The sequence below is a fragment of the Priestia sp. FSL W8-0001 genome (assembly GCF_038050335.1).
Lineage (GTDB): Bacteria > Bacillota > Bacilli > Bacillales > Bacillaceae_H > Priestia > Priestia flexa.
In genome coordinates this window covers 1421892-1445208 of the sequence record NZ_JBBPAL010000001.1, presented here as the reverse complement: position 1 = coordinate 1445208, position 23317 = coordinate 1421892, and the positions used below count along the sequence as shown (strand labels likewise).

General features: G+C 38.6%; 24 protein-coding genes. 5 read left to right on the top strand and 19 right to left on the bottom strand.

The genetic code is table 11. The features are described 5' to 3' along the window. Nucleotides 1–23: 23 nt before the first annotated feature. A complete protein-coding gene (locus MKZ18_RS07615; RefSeq protein ID WP_025907391.1) occupies nucleotides 24–1100 on the bottom strand; it encodes a CotH kinase family protein in 1077 nt (358 codons plus the stop codon). A gap of 34 nt (nucleotides 1101–1134) precedes the next feature. On the opposite strand from MKZ18_RS07615, the gene MKZ18_RS21065 reads away from it, so the two are divergent. Continuing rightward, nucleotides 1135–2061, top strand: coding sequence for a CotG/ExsB N-terminal domain-containing protein (locus MKZ18_RS21065; protein WP_445936758.1), 927 nt, complete (start codon nucleotides 1135–1137; stop codon nucleotides 2059–2061). 74 nt (nucleotides 2062–2135) lie between these two features. On the opposite strand, the gene MKZ18_RS07610 is transcribed toward MKZ18_RS21065, so the two are convergent. After that, nucleotides 2136–2546: a YppG family protein gene (locus MKZ18_RS07610; protein ID WP_061785559.1), complete on the bottom strand. Its 411-nt coding sequence runs from the start codon at nucleotides 2544–2546 to the stop codon at nucleotides 2136–2138. A gap of 239 nt (nucleotides 2547–2785) precedes the next feature. On the opposite strand from MKZ18_RS07610, the gene MKZ18_RS07605 reads away from it, so the two are divergent. After that, the gene (locus MKZ18_RS07605) at nucleotides 2786–2977 is read left to right on the top strand and encodes a YppF family protein (protein ID WP_025907386.1); all 192 of its coding nucleotides are present in this window, start codon (nucleotides 2786–2788) and stop codon (nucleotides 2975–2977) included. Nucleotides 2978–3098: 121 nt separating this feature from the next. Then, complete coding sequence (locus tag MKZ18_RS07600; RefSeq protein ID WP_167556155.1) at nucleotides 3099–3272, top strand: hypothetical protein; 174 nt, start codon at nucleotides 3099–3101, stop codon at nucleotides 3270–3272. 68 nt (nucleotides 3273–3340) lie between these two features. Here MKZ18_RS07600 and MKZ18_RS07595 read toward each other — a convergent pair whose 3' ends face one another. The 3 genes from MKZ18_RS07595 to MKZ18_RS07585 all read right to left on the bottom strand — a co-directional run bounded on the left by MKZ18_RS07595 (nucleotide 3341) and on the right by MKZ18_RS07585 (nucleotide 5597). Further along, on the bottom strand, nucleotides 3341–3568 hold the full coding sequence (locus tag MKZ18_RS07595; protein WP_341344527.1) for a DUF1798 family protein: 228 nt from the start codon (nucleotides 3566–3568) through the stop codon (nucleotides 3341–3343). A 164-nt stretch (nucleotides 3569–3732) separates the two neighbouring features. Then, nucleotides 3733–3978 (bottom strand): hypothetical protein, encoded by a 246-nt coding sequence (locus tag MKZ18_RS07590; protein WP_025907382.1) that lies wholly within the window; start codon nucleotides 3976–3978, stop codon nucleotides 3733–3735. A 665-nt stretch (nucleotides 3979–4643) separates the two neighbouring features. After that, nucleotides 4644–5597, bottom strand: a complete 954-nt coding sequence (locus tag MKZ18_RS07585; RefSeq protein WP_076513277.1) for a DUF2515 family protein — start codon at nucleotides 5595–5597, stop codon at nucleotides 4644–4646. Between the two features lie 115 nt (nucleotides 5598–5712). On the opposite strand from MKZ18_RS07585, the gene recU reads away from it, so the two are divergent. Together recU and MKZ18_RS07575 are read left to right on the top strand one after the other, a co-directional pair. Next, a complete protein-coding gene (gene recU / locus MKZ18_RS07580; protein ID WP_025907378.1) occupies nucleotides 5713–6315 on the top strand; it encodes a Holliday junction resolvase RecU in 603 nt (200 codons plus the stop codon). A 63-nt stretch (nucleotides 6316–6378) separates the two neighbouring features. After that, the gene (locus MKZ18_RS07575; RefSeq protein ID WP_341344526.1) at nucleotides 6379–9090 is read left to right on the top strand and encodes a transglycosylase domain-containing protein; all 2712 of its coding nucleotides are present in this window, start codon (nucleotides 6379–6381) and stop codon (nucleotides 9088–9090) included. A gap of 24 nt (nucleotides 9091–9114) precedes the next feature. Here the strand turns inward: MKZ18_RS07575 and MKZ18_RS07570 are convergent, their stop codons facing one another. From MKZ18_RS07570 to MKZ18_RS07505, 14 genes are all read right to left on the bottom strand, one after another. Continuing rightward, complete coding sequence (locus MKZ18_RS07570; RefSeq protein WP_341344608.1) at nucleotides 9115–9447, bottom strand: YpoC family protein; 333 nt, start codon at nucleotides 9445–9447, stop codon at nucleotides 9115–9117. A 168-nt stretch (nucleotides 9448–9615) separates the two neighbouring features. Next, nucleotides 9616–10284, bottom strand: coding sequence for an endonuclease III (gene nth / locus MKZ18_RS07565; RefSeq protein WP_340842605.1), 669 nt, complete (start codon nucleotides 10282–10284; stop codon nucleotides 9616–9618). 157 nt (nucleotides 10285–10441) lie between these two features. Further along, entirely contained in the window at nucleotides 10442–11146 is a 705-nt protein-coding gene (locus MKZ18_RS07560; protein ID WP_025907372.1) for a DnaD domain-containing protein, read from the bottom strand. Between the two features lie 213 nt (nucleotides 11147–11359). Beyond that, nucleotides 11360–12652: an asparagine--tRNA ligase gene (gene asnS / locus MKZ18_RS07555; RefSeq protein ID WP_340842606.1), complete on the bottom strand. Its 1293-nt coding sequence runs from the start codon at nucleotides 12650–12652 to the stop codon at nucleotides 11360–11362. Between the two features lie 151 nt (nucleotides 12653–12803). Further along, nucleotides 12804–13988 (bottom strand): pyridoxal phosphate-dependent aminotransferase, encoded by a 1185-nt coding sequence (locus tag MKZ18_RS07550; RefSeq protein ID WP_025907367.1) that lies wholly within the window; start codon nucleotides 13986–13988, stop codon nucleotides 12804–12806. A 128-nt stretch (nucleotides 13989–14116) separates the two neighbouring features. After that, nucleotides 14117–14608 (bottom strand): cell wall elongation regulator TseB-like domain-containing protein, encoded by a 492-nt coding sequence (locus tag MKZ18_RS07545; RefSeq protein ID WP_025907365.1) that lies wholly within the window; start codon nucleotides 14606–14608, stop codon nucleotides 14117–14119. Between the two features lie 11 nt (nucleotides 14609–14619). Next, a complete protein-coding gene (locus MKZ18_RS07540; protein WP_064484047.1) occupies nucleotides 14620–14790 on the bottom strand; it encodes a YpmA family protein in 171 nt (56 codons plus the stop codon). 186 nt (nucleotides 14791–14976) lie between these two features. Further along, nucleotides 14977–15786 (bottom strand): hypothetical protein, encoded by an 810-nt coding sequence (locus MKZ18_RS07535; RefSeq protein WP_025907363.1) that lies wholly within the window; start codon nucleotides 15784–15786, stop codon nucleotides 14977–14979. Between the two features lie 89 nt (nucleotides 15787–15875). Beyond that, entirely contained in the window at nucleotides 15876–18680 is a 2805-nt protein-coding gene (gene dinG, locus MKZ18_RS07530; RefSeq protein WP_340842609.1) for an ATP-dependent DNA helicase DinG, read from the bottom strand. Between the two features lie 114 nt (nucleotides 18681–18794). Next, nucleotides 18795–19178 carry an aspartate 1-decarboxylase gene (panD, locus tag MKZ18_RS07525; protein WP_340842611.1) on the bottom strand — a complete coding sequence of 128 codons (384 nt, stop codon included), beginning with the start codon at nucleotides 19176–19178 and terminating at the stop codon, nucleotides 18795–18797. Between the two features lie 21 nt (nucleotides 19179–19199). Continuing rightward, nucleotides 19200–20045 carry a pantoate--beta-alanine ligase gene (gene panC, locus MKZ18_RS07520; protein WP_341344525.1) on the bottom strand — a complete coding sequence of 282 codons (846 nt, stop codon included), beginning with the start codon at nucleotides 20043–20045 and terminating at the stop codon, nucleotides 19200–19202. 1 nt (nucleotide 20046) lies between these two features. Continuing rightward, complete coding sequence (panB, locus tag MKZ18_RS07515) at nucleotides 20047–20880, bottom strand: 3-methyl-2-oxobutanoate hydroxymethyltransferase (protein WP_025907356.1); 834 nt, start codon at nucleotides 20878–20880, stop codon at nucleotides 20047–20049. Between the two features lie 271 nt (nucleotides 20881–21151). Next, nucleotides 21152–22138: a biotin--[acetyl-CoA-carboxylase] ligase gene (locus MKZ18_RS07510; protein ID WP_061785564.1), complete on the bottom strand. Its 987-nt coding sequence runs from the start codon at nucleotides 22136–22138 to the stop codon at nucleotides 21152–21154. Further along, entirely contained in the window at nucleotides 22108–23313 is a 1206-nt protein-coding gene (locus MKZ18_RS07505; RefSeq protein WP_025907352.1) for a CCA tRNA nucleotidyltransferase, read from the bottom strand. The genes MKZ18_RS07510 and MKZ18_RS07505 overlap by 31 nt, the downstream gene beginning before the upstream one ends. Nucleotides 23314–23317: the final 4 nt, after the last annotated feature.

The window sequence follows — 23317 nt, the reverse complement described above, 5'->3', positions numbered from 1 at the left end:
ACAATTTCAATTGTCTCATTTATTCAAAAAGACTTCATTGATTTTCTTATATAGGCTGCTCTGTCTTTAATAAAGTCACAAATAAACGCAGGTTCTTGATAAAAAGTAGCTAACTTGTGCTGTATATACGGATCTTTCTCTACATAAGGCAAAATCAGCTGGTGGAGTGCTTCAATCTTTGGTTTCATATAGTTAACAGTGAACTGATGATTTAGCGCAGAATTCATTTTTTCAATATATTGTTTCTTAAATTTTGATATGGCCAAAAGTCGTGCTGTTAACGTATTAAACCCTTCCATTCTCACATAGTTACTTTCCATTTCATCTCCGTTGACATCGCGCCCCCACGTAGCATCATAGTCCCAAGGAAGGAGTTCAAAGCACTTCGTATCACTGTTCCGGTACAAAGCATAGTTATGAACAAAACCATCAAAGTTTTGAAGACAAATTACTCCCACCAACCAGGCTAAATAGCGATCTACCTCCAAGTGCTCTTCAATGTTATCTTCAAACTCTTGATTCGTCCATGTATTCAAGTTATAAATAAAATATTCTAGCGCTTCTTCATCTTTTCCGTACGCTACTTTTGTTTCGTATCCTGATTGAAGCGATTCTTTTGGCTTCTCATCCAAATCACTCATTAACGAGAAGTTGGCATCTCCGTCTACAGCGTAAAAGATAGAGCCTTTTGGCAAGCTACGCTTTGTTAAGAAGTACTCGTTTACCGATTCTAACTGTAAATAAACACCTTCATTTTTCCCGTTAATGGTGAGATGAACAAACTGTGATTTCGGTGATAGTACACCAAGGTCTGAAAAGAAATCGAGCGATAGTTTATTGCGAACTAGCGATGGATCTTTATATTCTGCATTGAGATGAATTTCGTTGGTCTTCCCGAATTTATTTGGTGAATAAAACTCTATATAGTACGATTTCTTTCTCATTTCTCGGATGTGTGATCCCCTTAGAGTTAAGCCTATTTCATACCTCTTTTTGTGAACTTTCATCACTGCGGGTATGGAATCTTCAGACCAGATGTCGGCCTTTAGTTCTTTAAAGTCCCGAACATTAGCAAAAACAGAATAGGTGGCAATTCCCATCTCTTTCCCTCCTTTTGGATACATTTTAAATTATATGAGCTCCTCTCCCACCGAGATGCTAGAAACTCCTTGGTTATTTCTTAAAATTCCACGTTTATCTCATAGCAAGTACGGCGTATTAAGCGTATCTTATGGTGAAAGGCAAAAAAATGATTCTCATAAGGAGGTTTTTAGATTGTATATTCAATCTAAGCGTATTCGTAAAGCTGCTGAATCTTTACAAAAATCAGAGCTAGGCAGATTTATGTATCAAGAACCAAAAGGTCATAGCTCAAAAAGTTCATCTAAAAAAACAGCTCTTTCTCACAAAAAGACGGAGAAAAAGACAGAAAAGAAAACAGAGAAAAGAACGGAAAACAAGTACTGTACGAAAAGCTCACGTTCTCACAAAAAGCATCGTTCTCACAAAAAAGTAACGTGCTTCTGTAAAGAAAAGCATTCTCATAAAAAGCACCGTTCTTGCAAAAAACACTCTCACTCCACAAAGCACTCTCATAAAAAGCACCGCTCTTGCAAAAAACATTCTCACTCTACAAAGCATTCTCATAAAAAGCACCGTTCTTGCAAAAAACATTCTCACTCTACAAAGCACTCTTATAAAAAGCACCGCTCTTGCAAAAAACATTCTCACTCTACAAAGCATTCTCATAAAAAGCACCGTTCTTATAAAAAACATTCTCATTCCACAAAACACTCTCATAAAAAACACCGCTCTGAAAAGAAAAAAACATGTTTCTGTAAAGAAAAACACTCTTACAATAAGCATCAACCTTCTCAAACGTTTAAACATTCCCATAAAAAAGAGAAACACTCTTCAAAAAAATATGGTCACAAGAAAAAAATTGGGCATTCACACTTACCTAACTTAACAAGCCATCCAATTACAGGCAAAAAGCCAGTTAAAAAATGTGACCATTCTCCTTGCTTCTGTAATCACCCATTCAACCGCTTCTTTAGATAAAACATTACATGCTCTACAAGACGTTATAGCTTCTTGTAGAGCCCTTTTATTCCATTTACATACTATACAATTCTTTATATTTTAAAGATACCTGTAAACCCTTTTACTAAGTTTGTTAATTGATTCATTGCTCCCATCATCTGTCCCGCTGTATTCATCATTTTATTAACGTCATAATTTCCGTCTGAAGATTTAAATTGAGACATTAAAGAATGAAACTGGTTAGGCTGTTGCTTCATTTGCTGATTACCTTTTGGATAAGGATTTGGAAAAGGCATTCCATTTTGATAAAAAGGGTATTGCTGTTGGTTGTTTACATATTGCATTTGGGGTGGAACTTGAGCATAAGGCTGTTGCGGCAACTGTGTATGATGCCATGGTTGCTGATGATATTCTGGAAATGGGTACACCTGACTTAAATCAAACCGTTCTTCTTCCCATTGATTCTGCATGTAATATGGATAAGGATTCTGTTGATTATACATACTGGCTCGCTACCTCCCTTTAAAAATTTTATTATATGGTATGTGGGTACTCAATCTGAGGTGACGCACTACACCTTTTATTTTTCACTTTATATTTAGAAGAAAGTTGTGAAAAATGTTAGTTTCTGTCGAAAGTTTAAATTTTTCAAAAAAACGAGATAATTTCAATCTATGTTACGATAACTATAAGTGATGCTAACAAGACAAGCACACAAAATGGGGATAAGGAGTGAATTTACATGTATGTGAACGAGCTTCAACAAGCTTTTATGGCTAAAAAACAGTATGAGCCAACTTCAAGTAATGAGCTGCTAGACTTCGCGCAGCAGCAGTATTTAAAAGGTTGTTTAACACTATCCGATTATAAAATCGCCGTTCGTGAGTTAGAACAAATCGGAGCTTCAAAACCCGAATTTGCACACGAGAATTAATTGTACTACATTGCCCTCAGCTAATTGACTGAGGGCTTTTCTATATTTAACTACTTATACTCACCGCTACTGTGACGCATATTAAAAAAGATCGTCCATTTCATTTCAAGGAGGAGTTTCGATGAGTCGAGGAAAACACTTTAACCATAAAAAGCAAGGGCATGAACCAACCGTTTCGCAAGCGGGGCAGCCCGTTACACCAAAACACACTCAAAAAGTGGATTATGTAATCAATACAGTCGGTACGGAAGACGATCCTGCTGTTAGCATCCACGTGCAAAAAGATAACGATTAATTCAATTACAACACAGCAAAAGCCTAAAAGTGTAAACACACCTTTAGGCTTTTACTGTTTAATCAAACTTAACCGTTCATTAAAATGGACTCTAATACGTACTTATTTGATTGATACATTTGCTTAAAGCGCTTGTCTCGCGTCTCTTGATAAAAAGACTGGAGCACTACGTTTTGCAAGTTTTCACGAAGGGTATCTACTTGATTGATGTGAATATATTTAGGCTTTGTTTCTTTGAGCCACTTGGTAACAAGATCCGTCCACATATCTAACTCATAAAAAAAACTGATCAACATATGGTTTGACCTCCCCAAAGAAATTCACCTCATACTCTGAATTACTTTTAATAGTGGATAAACGAGTAAGAGCTAACTCATTATAGTGATGTAGTACCTTTGTTGCTTCTATCATTAAATTCATATTTGTCACCTCAACGATGACATTGTACCATAAATCATCGTTACACTGTACGTAGTAGTACTTCTCTTCTCCGCCATTCTGATTGAGTTGGGATTTCATAGGCTGCAGCTTCAATTTCTCGTAACGACTCGTCAATACGCTGAACGTGATTGCTATATACTTCTTCACAAGTAGTAAACGCTTGATTAACTTGTGAAGATAATGTATCTTCTACAACATCTATTTGCTCTAATACATTATCGAATAAACTTAACACTTCGTTCGTATTTACCATTTTCAGCTTCATAGCCATCCCTCCAACTTTTCGTTTAACTACCTATTCTCTTTTTATTTTTAATCTACCTTCACACATGACAAAACTAGTTTCCATTCGGCAAAGAAAGATGTTTTACGCAGAAAATGTTTTAATTTGCACGAATTGAAATGAGGATGAGTGAAAACACTATGATTAGATTGTGCAAGAAACACGTATTGTATGTGCAGTCAACTTTGTTACAACATTCATTTGGAGGTGTAAGAAGTGGCAAATAAACATGAACAAAAACAGCCAAAAAACAAGCCTGAAACAAAAACATTTGGTGACCCTAAAAAATTAAACGGACCAAACCGTCCGTCTACGTAATATGTCCACCTAGATGAGGCTGGACATAAGTAATTCAGCCAATGATAAACCTGAACGATTGAGAGTTCATAACTTTTAATCGTTCAGGTTTTTTTGGTTGATTGTGAAAATAATGTTGGAAACAGGGTGGAATGGAGCGTAGGACACTCGACTCCTGCGGGAAAGAGAGGGAAAACGGAGATCCCGCAGCGCAGCGAGGAAGCTCAGGTTCCTCCCCGCGGAAAGCGAGTGGCCGTAGCGCAATGGAACGAACGTGTTCAGACAAACTAAAGAGATTGGAACAGCTAGTGTTCGTCTCTTAGAAGCAATCATTTTGTTATGTCCCAAACTCATCTAAAAAACTTCTTTATTCCTACCAAGACATGCAGCTGCTTCTGTTTATTTTGGTACCACTCCGTAATCGGCATAGGTGCGGGTAAATCAAGACTCTTCATTAATTTCTTCTCTCTACGCTTTGAAATTCTCCACTGTCCCCTTTTTTTCTCATGATGTGAAACAATTGGAAAGGTCATTCGCAAATAGGGTGTGTCTCTTCTTTTAGACCGAAATACATACTGTTCATAATCAACGCGTGATCCCGTATGAACAGTCGACATTGAAAACTGAAGGAACTTTGGATACAAAGCTTGTGAAAACAGCAGTTCACCGAGCTTTTTACCAAGCTTAATTCGCTCATCTACCTTGGTGAAGCTATGTACGGAGCACCCATAAATTTCACCTTCCATTGTAGGGAACAAAACGGAACTAAAATGCAAAGAGTCCTGAAAGTGAAATACTAAGCGATGAAACACTTTCTTCTGGTAGAAAGGATGTGCTATTACCGCTGGCTCAATAATATGCTGTTCATTAATAATGAGAGCATGCATAAGCTCAATTTCTTTCTTCCTTTCCCAAAAGACAGTCCATTTTTCGTACATGAACGGAGATACATCAAAATATTCAAGAAGGTGAAAATAAGACTTCTCGTGTTTTTTTGATATTTCATATAGCAGCAGCTGTGGAAAAGCGTCTTGAAAGATCAGCCAATTCGCTCGCTCGTACGTTAAAAACAATAAATCTCGCGTTTCTATAGATAGTAGCTCAGGAAACCACTTTCCCTGCAAGTCACACATATTCCAGCCTGCGTTTCGTGAAACCATGCTAGCAAGAAACGACCACTTTACTTCAGGATGATTATTGTAAAAAGTTGCGTAAGCTTCTGTTCTTGATATATTATCAATGTTCAACTGTTTTGTTTTGAGCCTAATTGTTTCCACTACTTGCTGTTCAAAGCTTGTCAACATGCTGCTTTCTTCCTTTACATTTGGTATGAACACGAAGTATGTTTTCATTCTATCTCAACTGAAATTTGGTATAATAGAGTGTGCGTGTGTGAAATTAAGTAAAGGAGTGATGTGCATGATTCGTTATCCTAACGGAAAAGCATATAACCCTGCTAAGCCTCCCAACAGTCCTTCCCGGGCGAAAGTTGAGTCCGTATACAGTAATCGAGGTATGACTTTGGAAGAAGATTTAAATGAAACCAATGAGTATTATTTAGCACAAGGAATAGCAGTGGTTCATAAAAAACCTACGCCGATTCAAATTGTGAACGTTGACTATCCTAAGCGAAGTGCTGCAGTTATTAAAGAAGCTTATTTTAAACAAGCTTCTACAACCGATTACAACGGCGTATACAAAGGAAAGTATATTGATTTTGAAGCAAAAGAAACAAAAAATAAAACGTCTTTTCCCTTGCGTAATTTTCACGAACATCAAATTCAACATATGAACCAGATCGTGAAACAAAATGGAATCTCATTCGTTATATTAATGTTTACTTCTTTGGAAGAAATATACCTTTTTGAAGCACCGTCCCTTTTTCCCTATTGGCAAGATATGAAAAAAGATGGACGAAAATCCATCCCAAAAGCCGATATTGAAAAAAAAGGACATTTAATCGAACTTGGTTACCATCCTAGAATCGATTACATAAAAACTATAGATAAATTGTATTTTTAAGAGTATGATATATATGTTTACGGAAATCATTCTCTTACAATTGTTTGAAAGGTAGGAGCTTTTATGTCAGATAATTATCGCTCGCGTGAAGAACGAAGACGAGCAATGAATGACAACAAACAAACGAACAAATCACAAGGAAACAAGAAAAAAGGCGGCATTTTCCGCAAGATTGTTGCTGCAGTTTTCATTTTAGGTATTATTGGACTGATAGCTGGTGTTGGAACCTTTTTCGCATTAATAAGCGATGCACCTAAAGTTGACGACTCTGTTTTAAAAGACTCGTTTTCATCTAAGATTTACGCAAACGATGGAAAAACGGTCCTTAAAGAAGTCGGAGGCGAAAAGCGTACATACGTACAATATGATGAAATTCCTCAGACTGTTAAAAATGCGTTCATTGCAACCGAAGATGTTCGCTTTTATAAACACCATGGAATTGACTTTTATCGAATTGGTGGCGCTGTAGTGGCCAACTTCAAAGAGGGCTTTGGATCAGAAGGCGCAAGTACCATTACGCAGCAGGTTGTGAAAAATTCATTTTTATCACCTGAAAAAACCGTAAAGCGTAAAGTACAAGAGATGTGGCTCTCTTATCAGCTAGAACGTAAATATTCAAAACAGCAAATTCTTGAAATGTACCTAAACAAAATCTACTTCTCGACTGGAGAAGTATACGGTATCGCCAAAGCAGCAGAAACATTTTATGGCGTGACTGATCTAAACGATTTAACAATTGATCAAGCCGCTATGCTCGCTGGCTTACCAAAAGCACCATCAACGTATAATCCGTATAAAAACCCAGAGAATGCTACAAAACGCCGTAACACAGTATTAAATTTAATGGCTAAAAACGGATTTATTACACAAGCAGAAGCAGATAAAGCAAAGCAAGTTGACGTGCAGGCAAATTTGGTTGAACAAAATGAGAAAACGTCAAAGTATGATGCATTCATTGACCAAGTAATTGAAGAAGTTCAAGAAAAAACGGATGCTAACGTCTCTTCTTCTGGATTAGAAATCTACACAACGCTTGACGTGGATGCACAGGATTATGTTGACCAATTAATGAATAACGAAATTGTCACCTTCCCTAACGATAAGTTCCAGGCTGGTCTTGTCGTGTTAAACAATGAGACAGGTGCAGTTGAAGCAATTGGTGGAGGTCGTAACCGCGTAGCTGGAGGCCTAAACTTTGCTACCGACATCGAGCGTCAACCAGGCTCAACAATCAAACCTGTTCTTGACTATGGACCAGCCGTTGAGTATTTAAAATGGTCTACCGCAGAACCAATTAAGGATGAACCACATCAATACTCAAACGGTACGCAAATTCGAAACTATAGCCGAAACTATAAAGGCTGGGTATCAGCTCGTGAAGCTCTAGGACGTTCGTTAAATATCCCTGCTTTAAAAGCCTTCCAAGCTGTAGGAGCTGATAAAGCACAAGAGTTCGGTGAAGGCTTAGGTCTTGAGCTTGGAGAATCTAGCGGCGAAAAGTTTGCCGAAGCGTTTTCTATCGGTGGATTTACTAAAGGTGTTACGCCTATGGAACTAGCCGGCGCTTATAGCGCATTTGCTAACGAAGGAATGTTTACAAAACCTTATACGGTAACAAAAGTAAAATTCTCAGATGGTACAGAGTTAGACCTATCGCCAAAACCGAAGCGTGCGATGCAAGACTACACGGCGTTTATGGTAACGGACATGATGAAATCCGTTGTTGAAGCACCGTACGGAACAGCACGTGCTGTACGTGTACCTGGCTTAGACATCGCAGGTAAAACCGGAACATCTAACTTTAGTGCCAAGGAAAAAGCAAGCTTTAATATTCCAGAAGGCGGCGTAAAAGATGTGTGGTTCTCAGGCTTCACGCCAAAATACACGGTATCAGTTTGGACAGGATATGAGAAAAATTCCGACGGCTATATTTATAGTGAAAACGAAAAAGCCATGGCAAAGAATATTTTCAAGCAAGTCATTACACACGTATCTCAAGGTGAAGAAAAAGGCAGCTTTAAACAACCTGATAGCGTGGTAAAACGTGCCGTTGAAAAAGTCTCAAGTAAAGATGTGAAGAAACCAAGTGGTGCAACACCAAAAGATTCAATCACGTATGAGTACTTCGTACGCGGCACAGAGCCAACAAAAGTTTCTCAAGTCTTTGTAGAAAAAGAGAAAGAAAAAGAAGAGAAAGAAGAGAAAGAAGAAAAAGCAAAACTTACAGCTTCCTTCAGCGAAGGTTCTAACGCCATTAACGTTAACTGGTCAGGTGGCGATGACGAAACAGAATTTACCGTCAATATGACCTCTTCTGATGGCGCGAGCCAAACGTTAGCGGATAAAGGAAGTGCTGGCAGCACCTCTATCCCATCACCTACTCCAGGTGCGACGTATAGCTTCATCTTAAGTACAAATAACGCCGGCAGCGCAAGTGCTTCTGTAAAGGTACCTCAAACAGCTGAAGAGGAACCAGAAGATGATTCGGAATCCGAACCGGGTGATGAAGAGCAAAATCCTGATGAAGGAACGCGCCCTGAAGATGAAAACGAAAACGATGGTGAAGAAACCGATCAGCCTGATAGCGAAGGTCCACAGAACCCTGATCAAGGTCAACAGCCTGATCAAGGTGAAACGGAGAACTCTAGTGAACCACCTAGTCAGCCTGGAAACAATGGCAATAATGGAAACGGAAATAATGGCACTAACGGCAATGGACAAGGAAACAACCAACAGCCTCCTGCCACTCCAGATCAACAAACTGAAAATGAATAAAATAAACCGCTCACGATGAGCGGTTTATTTTTTTAAACGTATACGCTTAATGGCATACTGCTTTTGCAATTCTGTATATAGTTCACTAAGTTGAACGAATGAGTGATACATTCCAGGCTTTTTCAACAAAAATAATACGCGCTCAGACGTGTTAACTGGCTTGTATGTTAGCTTTTGAATATTAGCTTCCAGTGCTGTAAGACCTTGAAGAGGTCCCCCATTAATCCAAAACAGCGCGCTTAAAAACCGTCCACTCCATTCAGTGACTATCTCTTTTGCGTTTGTCACTTTACGCAGAGAAAATTGTTCATGGAGAATTTTCTCTTGGGTTTTCCATTCTATAAACAACGAGGGGATACAGTCTTCTAGTGAATTCCACGGTGCTTCTAAAAGCCCTTCTTCTTTCGCTACTATATCATAGATAAAAATTGGTTGATGATGCGTTTTATGCCTTAGCAGAGGCGGCTGAAACGAAATAACATCTTGTGCGAAAAAAATGGATCACGCTTAAATTCAGGCGGCACTTTAACTTTTGCTAACATGCTGACCTCTCGCTTTCATTCGCTTTTTTCCTTCTCGACACAGCTCTAATAATGGACAGGTTGGGCATTGCGGCGACTGAGCTTTACAGTGATAGCGACCAAAGAAAATTAAGCGGTGATGAGTAACTCCCCACTCTTCTTTTGGAACCTTTCGCATCAGCGTTTTTTCTACTTCTAATACTGAATCTTTCCACCGACAAATACCAAGCCTTTTACTAACCCGTTCCACGTGCGTATCAACCGCAATAGCGGGAATACCAAAAGCCACGGAAACGACGACATTAGCTGTCTTTCGGCCCACTCCAGGAAGCTTAGTAAGCTCATCTCGATCTTGCGGTACTTCACCGTTGTACTCATGAATTAAAAGCTCACACAGCTTTCGAATATTTTTTGCTTTATTACGATAAAGACCTATTGAACGAATATCTTGCTGAAGCTCTTCTAATGAAACAGCTAAATAATCCTCAGGTGTTTGATATTTTTGAAATAATTCTTTTGTTACTCTGTTGACAAGTGCATCCGTACACTGAGCGGATAGAGCAACTGCAATCACAAGCTCAAATGGATTTTTATGATTTAATTCACAGTGTGCATCAGGAAACATTTCAGCCATTACGCCTAAGCAGTGACGAATTTGTGTTAGATTTAACATAGCTTACTAAAACAAACTTAATTTGTTTTAGCTTTTCACCCCTTTTTATTTTGGTATGTATTATCATGCTAAAAAAGCTGATTCAACATCAGGCACGCCTGATGTTGAATCAGCTTTCCTCTTCCGTTAACCACTCTAAGTAATAGAGCATGTTACTTTACTGTTCAAGCCAGTTGAAAAATGGAACGGCTGAGGAATTTTGAGATTGAGAAGGCTTCTGATTTTTTGGTTGTTGATGTTGTCTAAATTTTTGACTATGCGCTCGTGCTTGATCAATAGTCTTAATGCCGTTTTTCTTCCACTCAAACAAGATGCGGTCGATGTATCGAAAGTTTAATTTTCCGGACATAACGGATTCACGAAGAGCCGTTTTAATAATGAGTGGGTCGTGATGATCTTGGTCTACCCACATAGCCAACGTTTCACATTCAAACGGCGAAAGCGGACGACCAAACTCTTTTTCAAAAATAGAATATAAATTTATCTCTTCTTGCTCCTGCTCTTGCTGCACTTCATTTTGATTTTCTTGCATTAATAAATTGATTAGCTTTCTCCAAAGCGGTTTAAGAGAATATTGCTCAGAAATAACCGAAGAGGAATCATCAAGCTGTTCGATCGTTAGAACACCTTTTTGAATAAGATTTCGAAGTACTTCCATACACTTTGTCGTGGAGACGCTCATTTTTGCAGAGAGATCATGTGGAGTGGGAAAGGATTCACCACTATCAATAAATACATTAAGATGCATCAGCATCATAAATTCTGTTTCGTCTAAGCCTAAATCGCTATAGTGATTAAACAATAGCTTTGGAATAGAAACTGAGCCTTGCTCAAACCATGCGATCATGTCATCTTTTTTCATTTTGGAACACCTCTAAAGTTAGTATATCACGAAGGACAGATGAAAACGAAAAACTGTTTACGAAAACTTTCATCAAAAAACAAATAAAAATCCACCGTTTTCTAAAAAGGGTGGACGTTTATTTAATGTGAAACAACATTCATTAGAAAAAGATGGCGTAATGCCACCTTTTTCTAATGTAACAATTTTACATCCGAAGTCACTTCGCTTCTATTAAGGATACAAACGGTTTAATAAGCGTGGGAATGGAATTGTTTCACGAACGTGTTCAACACCACTAATCCATGCTACCGTACGCTCAAGCCCTAATCCGAATCCAGAATGTGGAACTGATCCATACTTACGAAGCTCTAAGTACCATTTATATGTTTCTGTATCTAGCTCATGTTCTGCTACGCGCTGAGCTAGTAGTTCTTGGTCGTGAATACGCTCTGATCCACCAATGATTTCACCATAACCTTCTGGCACAATTAAATCTGCACATAACACTACATCTGCATTTGTTGGATCCGGCTGCATGTAGAATGGTTTTAATGACGTTGGATAGTGCGTGATAAACACAGGTTTATCATAGCTTTCTGCGATAGCCGTTTCGTGTGGTGAACCGAAGTCATCTCCCCACTGAATATCATCAAATCCTTTTTCATGTAAGAATTTTAGTGCATCATCATACGTAATACGTGGGAACGGAGCTTTAATTTGCTCTAATTTAGACGTATCTCGACCTAGTACATTTAACTCTAGCTTACAGTTCTCTAGTACTGACTGAACCACGTGTGATACGTATTCTTCCTGTACTTTTAAGCTATCTTCAAATTGATAGAACGCCATTTCAGGTTCAATCATCCAGAACTCAATTAAATGACGACGCGTTTTTGATTTTTCTGCACGGAAAGTTGGACCAAATGAAAATACTTTTCCAAGTGCCATTGCAGCTGCTTCCATATAAAGTTGGCCACTTTGTGAAAGGAATGCATCTTCATCAAAGTACTTCGTATGGAAAAGTTCTGTTGTACCTTCTGGCGCGCTTCCCGTTAAGATTGGAGGATCTACTTTTGTAAATCCATTATGATTAAAGAATTCATATGTTGCACGAATAATTTCGTTACGCACTTTCATTACAGCGTGTTGACGCTTTGAACGTAACCATAAGTGACGGTTGTCCATTAAGAACTCTGTCCCGTGCTCTTTTGGCGTAATTGGATAGTCAACTGCTTCATGAATAACTTCTACATCCGTTACTGTTAATTCATATCCAAAAGGTGAACGTTCATCTTCTTGAACAGTTCCTGTTACGTATAAAGAAGATTCTTGCGTTAAGGCTTTTGCTTTTTTGAAAATATCTTCCCCTACTTCTGCTTTCACAACAACCCCTTGAATAAATCCAGAGCCGTCTCGAAGCTGTAGGAATGCAATTTTACCACTTGAACGTTTATTTGCTAACCAAGCACCGATTGTCACTTCTTTTCCAACGTGCTTACTTGCTTCAGAAATCGTAATTTTCACGATTAAAATCCCTCCAAAAAACTTACATCCTTTAATTATGTATGCCACCCTATTATACATTTCGACACTCACAATAACAAGTAACAATCATGGGAAACTTATGACATCACCAATAAAAGAGCGGCTTCTATAGAAGCCGCTCTCCATCACTTTATTTCATGTGTCTTGCCATAAATGACGCAATTCGCGCCACTGCTTTTTCCAATAGCTCAAGCGAAGTAGCATAAGATAAACGAACATTTTCAGGAGAACCGAATCCTGAACCTGGAACAAGCGCTACTTTTTCCTCTTCTAAAATCGCTTCTACCCAAGCATCAACTGTTTCAAATCCTGTTAGTCTAGCAGCTTCGATTGCATTAGGGAACAAATAGAATGCACCTTGAGGCTTTAAACAAGAAAAACCAGGAATGTCATTAAGTTGTTTATGCATTACGTTTAAACGTTCTTCAAAAGCTTTGCGCATCATTTCCACAGGCTCTTGCGTTCCGTTATAAGCTGCAATTGTTGCATATTGAGCAATCGACGTTGGGTTAGACGTGCTGTGACTCGCTAGATTCGTCATTGCTTTTATAATGGTCTCATTACCAGCTGCGTAACCAATGCGCCATCCTGTCATTGAGTGAGATTTAGATACCCCATTGATAATAATAGTTTGCTCTTTGAGAGCTGGTGATAATTCTGCAATCGAAACATGCTCTGCACCATCGTATACTAACTTTTCATAGATTTCATCTGATACGATTAGCACATTATGCTTTAAGCAAACTTCACCGATTGCTTCTAGCTCTTCACGCGTATAAATCATACCTGTTGGGTTACTTGGTGAGTTTAAAATCACAGCTTTTGTTTTATTAGTAATCACTGACTCTAGCTGTGCTGGCGTAATTTTAAATTCATTATTTTCAGAACCTTCAACATAAACCGGTGTACCTTCTGCTAGCTTTACTTGTTCAGGATAACTTACCCAGTAAGGAGTTGGGATGATCACTTCATCTCCCTCATCTAAAATTACTTGAAACAATGTATACAAAGCATGCTTTGCACCTGAACATACAATAACTTCAGATGGCTTGTATGTTAAGCTCTGATCACGGTTAAACTTTTCAATAATTGCGTCTTTTAAAGGCATAAGTCCACCTGCAGGCGTATACTTTGTTTGGCCTTCATTCATTGCTTTTACAGATGCTTCTAATATATGCTGCGGCGTATTAAAATCTGGTTCACCTGCACCTAAGCCAATGACGTCATGTCCTGCGGCTTTGAGCTCTTTTGCTTTGGCTGTAATAGCCAATGTCGATGATGGTGTTAAAGCTGATACACGTTTTGCTAATTTCACTAAAATCTCCCCCTATGAACTACGGCTATAATCAGCTATGTAAAGCTGATTATAGCAACAATTTTGCTTCACTCTAAGGTGCAAAGCGTTTTATAACACGTATGTGTAAACATACGTTATAAATAAACTCATTCAGGTTTTGTTAAGCTATAGCGCTTCATAAACTCCCCGCTTGTAAAATCAAGATAGTAGTAAGTTAAATGTTTTTCTTCTTGATCAATATACGTAACTTCCCATAGCGGCTTTTCATTTTCAATTCCTAGTCGAACTGATTTAATTTCTTTTGGATCTCGGTCTCGCTGAACAATCTCTATGGCTTGTTCTTTTGTAATTCCATCTGCTACTTTTTTTAGCACCGCTTTTTGCTTTTGACTTTTTGGAACCCAAGCGATAACATCTTCGTTTTTATTGTTAGTACCTTCTACTACATAAAATGTATGATCTCCAAAATATGCTTGTGTACTCGTCACAGATTTCAGATTAAAATCTTCTTTTGCCTTGGCTGATGCTTTTTTTTCGTCAGCTTGTACATCGTTTACAGCCGCTTTATAAATTGAATGGGTTTGCCACCCTGCTACTAAACATACAACAACAACAATTCCAATAAACCACTTTTTCATTTTATCCCTACTTATGTACGATAAATCGTAAAAATTGCTTTACTTTGATCTTCTTGGTCTAACGCTAGGCCAAACATCAAATCTTTCTTTTTTAACGTTCGATTTAAGCTGTCCACAATTTTATATAAATCAGAAGAATGCTCAATACGAACGGTTGATAAAACTTCAATTTTGCTTTCCATGCTGTTCCTCCTCTTACAAACACCTCTAAATAAAATGATTATCTGTTTATCATAACACACGGCTTGGCTTTTGGGCTATTGTATTCCCCACCTAAACATAAAATCAAACTGAGAGAATTCGTTCCGCTCCCTCTAAAGCCTCTCTATTTTCATTATAATTATCTCTCTTTCTTTTGCAAAAGAAATTTAGGTAGTCTTCTTAAATTTCATGACGTCATAGATGGTAGGTGACATTTTAATAGAAAGCGATTCTCTTTTATTTGTATCGTATAACTCAACCCATCCATCCGTTAATCTTGATACAAGCTCAGGATGAATAGTACGGTCTTCTTTTGAGAATAAAACACCAATCTGAGGGTTTAACTGCTTTAAAAACGACTCAGACAGCGGCTCACCTTCACCAAAATTTGCGAGTTTAATCAAGTCTATTTTTTTTAATGGCTTCATAAGCAAATGCCTCTCAATAGTAGATGCTGAGTTACTCATATAAAGCATTTGATGCTCGCCGAATGCTATTATCAAATCCATTGAGGGTGAATTTACTTCCTCATGATAAAGAACAGATACATGAATATGCTTTGATAGCTGATACACATCCCTACCTTGCCACATGCGAATATGTTGACTTTGTAAATCATTTGAGCCTTTAGGCAAAACTACTTCTTCCACCTGATATTTCTTTGTAACCCAGTCTACATTTCCGTTGTATTTCTCGCTTTGCTTTGTAATAATCACTTGGTTAATTTGCTTAATATGATAAAAATCCAGCCAATACGCCAACTCTTTTCGCGATTTTTTACTACCTGTATTAATGAGAATAACTCGATCCGTTCCGTCTTGCAAAAGCGTGGCTTCTCCATCGAATAAAGGAAAAAAAGAAATTGCTGCTTCATCTTCTTTAAGGCTAAAGTCCACTTGACTAGCCCCTTGCACGGTAGAACCGTTGCTAAAAAAGCATAAGCATACCGCCCATATTAACATATTTCGTTTAATCATATTAAACACCCTCACTTCCTGTGTTTTCCACTCTTAGCGTGTACATCTACAAGAAGAGCTATGCAAAAAAAGCTTTAGCACTGAGTATGCTAAAGCTTTTTTGACGTCCACCATGCTTCAAAATCATGAAGTGCTACCGAAAATGACTCACTTACGATATCTACATCCGGCAAAGAATGAAGAAAATGAGAGCCATACATCGTTGTAATCATACGATTATCTAAAATAAAGATAGATCCTTTATCTTGCTTGGTTCGAATTAGTCTTCCGAATCCTTGCTTGAAACGAATGACAGCCTGAGGTAGTGAATAGTCCATAAATGGATTTTTCCCTTCTTTTCGGAGTTGCTCAAATTTTGCTTTTAGAAATGGATGTCGTGGTGACGCAAAAGGTAAGCGAACAATGATGAGACTAGATACTAATTCACCAGGAAGATCAATGCCTTCCCACAAGCTGTTCGTTCCTAATAAAATCGATTGTGAAAACTGCGCAAAGTCTTTTAATAATCGATTTCGATTACGGGTTGTGACTCCTTGACCAAGGATGACAAATTCCTCTAAATCATTTAGTTCTTTCATATACTGATACGTCATTTTTAACATTTCATAAGAGGTAAATAGTACAAGCATGCGCCCTTTAGTAATAGATGCGATATCTAAAATACTTTCTGCCATAATCGCACTATATTCTTCAAGCGTTACATCATTTACAGCTGGCATATCTTTTGGGATATATACTTTTGCCTGGCTTCGATAGTCAAATGGAGACGGTATCGTCATTTGAAGTGGTTGAAAATCATATAAACCAAGCTGTTCAATAATATATGAAAAAGAATGATTGACCGTTAGCGTAGCAGAAGTTAGTATAACGCTTTGCTTTTTCGCAAAAAACGTATCTGCTAACGTGTCCGCTACCGAGAGCGGTTGACGATATAAAAAAGTAGCGTTTGCCGCTCCTTTTGGCTCTATTTCAATCCACGTTACCTCTTCAAGATGCGGCTGGAAGAAAAAGTCCGCAAACTCACTCGACAGATGATGAAATTGTTCAATTGCGCTTGTTAACTCATGAATATGGGACTGTTCCCTTTTTGTAAGCTGCTCCTGATAGGAATCCATCACCTGAAAATCAGCATGTAAAAGAGATAGAATATCGTTCATTAAAAATCTCACTCGAGATGCCTGTTCCTGGATGGTATGCCAATGAAGAGTATTCTCTTCTTGAACATTATAGCGATAGCTCACTCGCCCAATTTCACTATCCGTTTGCTTATTTTTTTTCATTACATACGCATGGACAAGACGAAATAAGTCATCACACTCAATGCGAAGCTTTTCTAGCATTTCTTCTAGTTTTTTCGTATTTAGCCTTATATCATGTTTTTGACAAAGCTTATGTACTTTGTTTAACAAACCTTTATCGTCTAACAAGCCAATCCTGCTCAACAAGGCATGAATGGAAAAGTAATCTAACCTCCCTCCAAGCTCTTCGCTTGCAATCGTGTCGAAATGATGCGCTTCATCAATTACAACCTGTTCATAGCTTGGAAGTAAGTTCCGCTTACTTACAACGTCTAACAAAAGAAGACGGTGATTTGTAATGATAATCTGAGCTTGTGCTGCACGCTCCTGTGCACGATTATAAAAAGAATGTTGGTTCCACGGATGCTTAAAGTCTAAGTGGGAAGGATTGCTTTCATTCAGCTGTTCCCAAAATAGTTTTCCACCTGACGGTAAGTTGATTTCATCAACATCGCCTGTGTCCGTCTCCGTCAACCAAATCAATAGCTTTGCTTTCGTTAGAATAACATCATAGTTATGGTTGCGCTCTTTTAAAAACTGATTAAATTTCCGAATGCTAAGATAATGTTCACGCCCCTTTAAAACTGCTGCGCTTAGCTCAAATGGCATAAGCTTTTTTAACATTGGTATATCTCTTTCCATTAGCTGTTGTTGTAACGTTACAGTATGCGTTGAAACAACTACTGGCTTTTTATGCTGTTGAGCATAAAAAGCAGACGGAATTAGATAAGCAATCGTTTTTCCAATACCAGTTCCCGCTTCAATAAGCGCGTGTTCGTTATCCATTAAGCTCTCATGGACTGCATTCATCATTTTTTCTTGACCCGTTCTCTTTTCAAATGAGCTAAACACTGATGCTAAAGTTTCCCTTTGTTCTTGAAACTCCTCGTATGTAACAAGAACTTCCGATGGCTTCACAACAGGCCTTTGCTTTCTAAGCGCTAAGCCATGAACAAAATCATAACCTTCATGATAATCATCTTGCTTTTCATTCATTATACCTTGAATCAACTCACCAATCTCACTTTTCAAATGCAAAGACAGCGTGTATAGCTGCTTTAATGTTGCAAGAGGAAGACTATTTAATTTTTCCATTAATAGAAGTAAGATCTTCGCCGTCACTTCAGCATCACTGTCAGCTTGATGAGGCTGATCATGATTTAAATTTAAATATTCAGCCAGCTGATTGAGCTTATACCCCTCTACTGTAGGGAGAAGCATACGCGCTAATTCGACCGTATCCACCGTGGATGGATACAGCTTATCATACCCGCTTTGAGCTAATGATTCCTGTAAGAAATTAAGGTCAAAAGCAACGTTATGTGCTACAAAATAAGCACCTTCTAACAGTTCAATAATTTTCTCGGAAATATCCTCAAACGTCGGGGCATCTTCGACCATTTTTTGATGAATATTTGTCAGTTGTGAAATAAAAGGAGGAATTGGTATATTGGGGTTCAAAAACGTTGAGAAACGCTCAACTATGCGGCCGTTTTCAACAACCACGGCTGCAAATTGAATAATTTGATCTCCTTGTTTTGGAGAATGTCCTGTCGTCTCTAAATCAACAACAACAAAGCGTTTATTCATCATCATGACCTCACCTGCCTGTTCTTATAGTATAAAAGAAAATACATGCTTCTATACGAAACTACTTATGTAGAGCTTATATTCGCTCAAAAAAATCCCCCTCGATTAAGGGGGATAATATTATAAAATTGTACCAGCTGGCTCTTGTTTAAGCAATTGTTTAATTTTGTTGTGTTCATCCATAATGGCTACTGTTGGATGGTGATCAGCTACTTTTTCTTCAGCTACTAGTACATAAGAGATAATAATAACAACGTCTCCAGGCTGTACAAGGCGTGCTGCCGCACCATTTAAACAAACAACCCCGCTGCCTCTCTTTCCCGGTATAACATACGTCTCTAAGCGAGCACCATTATTATTGTTTACGATTTGCACCTTTTCATTTGGCTGGATACCTACAGCCTCAATTAAGTCTTCGTCAATCGTAATACTTCCTACATAATTTAAATTTGCTTCTGTTACATGTGCTCTATGAATTTTTGCATTCATCATTGTTCGGAACATCGTGAAACCCTCTTTCTATGGTCAAATTTCCATAATAATATTATCAATTAATCGAGCTTTAGAGAATTGTATAGCAATTGCAATAATAAACTGCCCATCTAGCTTGTCTAAAGGCTTTAGCTCTGGGTAAGAATAAATTGCTACGTAATCTATTGTACCGCTTGTATTCTTTTTAATCGTTCTTTCAATTTCCATTTTAACCATTTCAACGTCACGTTCGCCACTTCCAATTAACTGCTTGGCTTTTTGCAAGCTTTGATATAAGGCTGGCGCTTCTTTACGTTCAGAATCTAGCAAGTTTACGTTTCTTGAACTTTTTGCTAAGCCATCTTCTTCACGCACCGTATCAACTGCCACGAGCTCAATTGGGAACTTAAAATCAGTAATCAACCCATGCACCACGGCTACTTGCTGAGCATCCTTTTTCCCAAAGTATGCTCGGTTTGGCTGCACGAGATGGAATAGTTTTGTCAGCACTGTTGCAACACCGTCAAAATGTCCTGGACGCTTTGCTCCACAAAGTACATCCACACGATCAATAACCGATATGGAAACAGAAGCTTGACCGGGATACATTTCAGCTACGCTTGGATAGAACAAATAGTCAGCTGCCTCTGCTTTTGCCAAGCGTTCATCACGTTCAAAATCTCGTGGATACGTATCAAAATCTTCGTTTGGTCCAAACTGAGTTGGATTAACAAAGATACTTAAAACCACAATATCATTCTCAGCACGTGCCTGCTTAAGTAATGCGAGGTGACCTTCATGTAGAAACCCCATCGTCGGTACAAATCCAATTGTTTTTCCTTGATGCTGAAGCTTGATTGAAAGCTCCTGCATGTCTTTGGCAGTAGAGATTACTTTCATCTTACTTCCCCCCATATAAAGCCGTTAGCTGTTCATCATTCATGGTAAATGTATGACTCTCTTCCGGAAATTCACGAGCTTTAACATCATGCACATACTGGGACAGACCTTTTTTTGCAACGTCTCCAATGTTACCAAACGGCTTAACAAATTTCGGAAAGCGCTCAACCCCATACGTCAATACATCGTGATAGACGAGCACTTGACCATCTGTTTCCTTTCCTGCTCCAATTCCAATAGTTGGAACGCTTAGTCTGGTAGAAATATCTTTAGCCACCTGTTTAGGTACACACTCTAAAACCACTGCAATTGCACCAGCTTGCTCACATTTCACGGCATCTTCAATCAACTTTTTCGCTCCGCTCGCTTCTTTACCTTGTACCTTATATCCCCCAAGAACTCCAACAGACTGAGGTGTTAAGCCAAGATGAGCGATAACCGGAATTCCTGCTTGGGTTAATTCTGAAATTGTAAAAATAACGTCGTCTGCGCCTTCTACCTTTAGAGCATGCGCCCCACTTTCTTGCATAATTCGAGCGGCTTGTTTCATCGTTTCTTCTCTTGAAATATGATAAGACATAAAAGGCATATCTGTTACGATAAATGTATTAGGCGCGCCTCTTTTCACCGCTTTTGTATGATGAATCATATCATCGACCGTCACTGGAATCGTTGAGTCGTATCCTAACACAACCATTCCTAATGAGTCTCCTACTAAAATCATGTCCACTTCTGATGCTTCCGCATATTTCGCAGACGGGTAGTCGTAAGCAGTAAGCATCACAATTGGTTCTTGTTGCTGTTTCATTTTTAAAAAATCCAGCTTCGTTTTCAACATAAATCTCCTCCTATACTAGAGGAGATGACAACGCAAAAAACCTTCTTACACTAAAGCGGAAGAAGGTTTTTGACAAAAGTAGTCTATAGCTAAACAGCGTGCTTAAACGCACACGCTTGTCCTTATATATTGTCATCCCTCTGTCCTAGTCTTTTTTAGATCAAGGCAGTTCGTAAACGATAAATTATAAAAAAGAGTATCAGGTGAAGTTCTGTCGATACTACCCTGATACTCGTATTATAAAGAAATATTCTTACATTTTCTAGTTTTATTTCGAAGAGAGTTCAATATCAGCGGAATGAATGTGATGAACCGTTCCATTATCGTCCTCTAACAGCAGGACGCCATCGTTTGTAATCCCCTTTGCATGCCCTTCAATCGTTGCTTTTAAAGTGCGTGCAATAATCCGCTTTCCAATGCTAATAGAATAAGATTCCCATAAATGCTTTACTAATCCAAAACCATTTTCCAAGTAATCTTCATACAAAGATTCCATCTTTAAGAAAATCGCTTGCATAAGGGCTGCGCGATTCACTTCTTTTTGCTCTTCAATTGATAAAGAAGTAGCCAAGTGTTGAATGTCGGAATCAAAATGTTCTAGCTTTTGATTGACATTGATTCCTATCCCAATAATAACAGAGTGAACTTGCTCAACATCAGCTTGCATTTCAGTTAAAATTCCTACTAGCTTTTTATTGTTCACTAAAATATCATTTGGCCATTTGATATCAGGTAGCACATTCGTTACTTCTTGTATCGCTTGTACAATCGCTACGGCGGCTAATAGGGTCAGCTGTGGTGCATGCTGTGGTGGAATGGCAGGTCGTAAAATAATGCTCATCCATACTCCCGTATATTTAGGAGAGTACCATTTGCGAGCAAGGCGACCTCGACCAGCTGTTTGCTCTTCCGCTACAATCACCGTTCCTTCTACAGCTCCTTCTTGAGCAAGACGATGCGCAATTTTTTGTGTTGACTCCACGGTTTCCTCATAGTGAAGGTTTTGACCAATTTTTTTCGTATGCAGGCCAAGAAGCAGCTCGTTTGTACTTACTTTATTAGGCTTAGTGACAATACGATAGCCTTTCTTTCGAACAGCTTCCAGTTCATAACCTTCTTTTCGTAAGTCTTCAATATGTTTCCACACCGCCGTTCTTGAACAGCCTAGCAAGTCGCTAATGCGCTGGCCAGATACATATTCACCCTCTGCGTTTGTAAACATCTCTAATAACGTTCTTCTAATATCTGTTTGCAAGACTGAATCCACTCCTTTATCGACGCTTTGCTATTTTTTATTTCACCATTTAATACTTTCATTTCTATGGTTTGTAACAAGGCTGAAAGCCATGGACCGCCCTTACGATTTAGCCACGTCATAACATCTTGCCCCGTGATGGCAAGCTCTTTCATAGAGTGAATAGGAAGCTCTCGATAACGAGAAACAAGCAAGGTTGTATGCAGATAATTAGTACTTCTCACTAATTGCAAAATTCGATTTACTCTTAAAGAAGACTCTTCTCCAAGTTTATACATCGTTTCTTTTGACCAACCATTTTTTAATACGTCCTCAAGTCCACCAAGCTGAAGCTTCACGGATTTTATTTGTCGATTAGCAAGCTTCCATTTACGTAAAAATGGATCTAAATCAACGCCTAGTAAATAAAGAAGAAGCGTCCAGCATTCCGATATATCTTCAAGCATCATCCAGTCGTATTTACACAAGCGTCGAAAAGCTTCTTCACCAATATCTAATCCCGGCAAATGCTCATATAATTTAGTGTCTGCTATGAGCGCAAGAGCTAAAGAGGGGCGTTTACCCAAAAGAAGCTTCTCAAACTCAATGGTAATTCGTTCAACTGATACGTGCTTCAATAGATTTCCATGCTCTGAAATAGCTCTCTTCGTTTTATCTGAAATAGAAAACGCTAGTTGACTCACAAAACGAACAGCTCTCATCATTCGCAGCGCGTCTTCATGAAAACGTTCTTCTGGATTCCCTACCGTACGAATAAGTTGGTTACGTAGATCCTCTCTGCCATTAAACGGATCAATAATTTCACCTTTTTCATTCATAGCCATAGCGTTGATGGTAAAATCACGACGTTTTAGATCTTCCACCAGTGATGAGATAAACTGAACAGATGTCGGGCGTCTAAAATCTGCATATTCCCCTTCTGAACGAAAGGTAGTCACTTCATATTGCTCTCCTTCATGAAGCACCACAACGGTCCCATGCTCAATCCCCACATGAATTGTTTTTGGAAATAGACTCATAACATCGTCAGGACGAGCAGATGTCGCGATATCTACATCACCTACTTTTCGCTGCAAGATCATATCTCGAACAGCACCACCAACAAAATAAGCTTCGTGTCCGGCTTGTTGTAGTGTGTGAATAATAAATAATGGATGGATGAAAGGCTCTTTCATAATA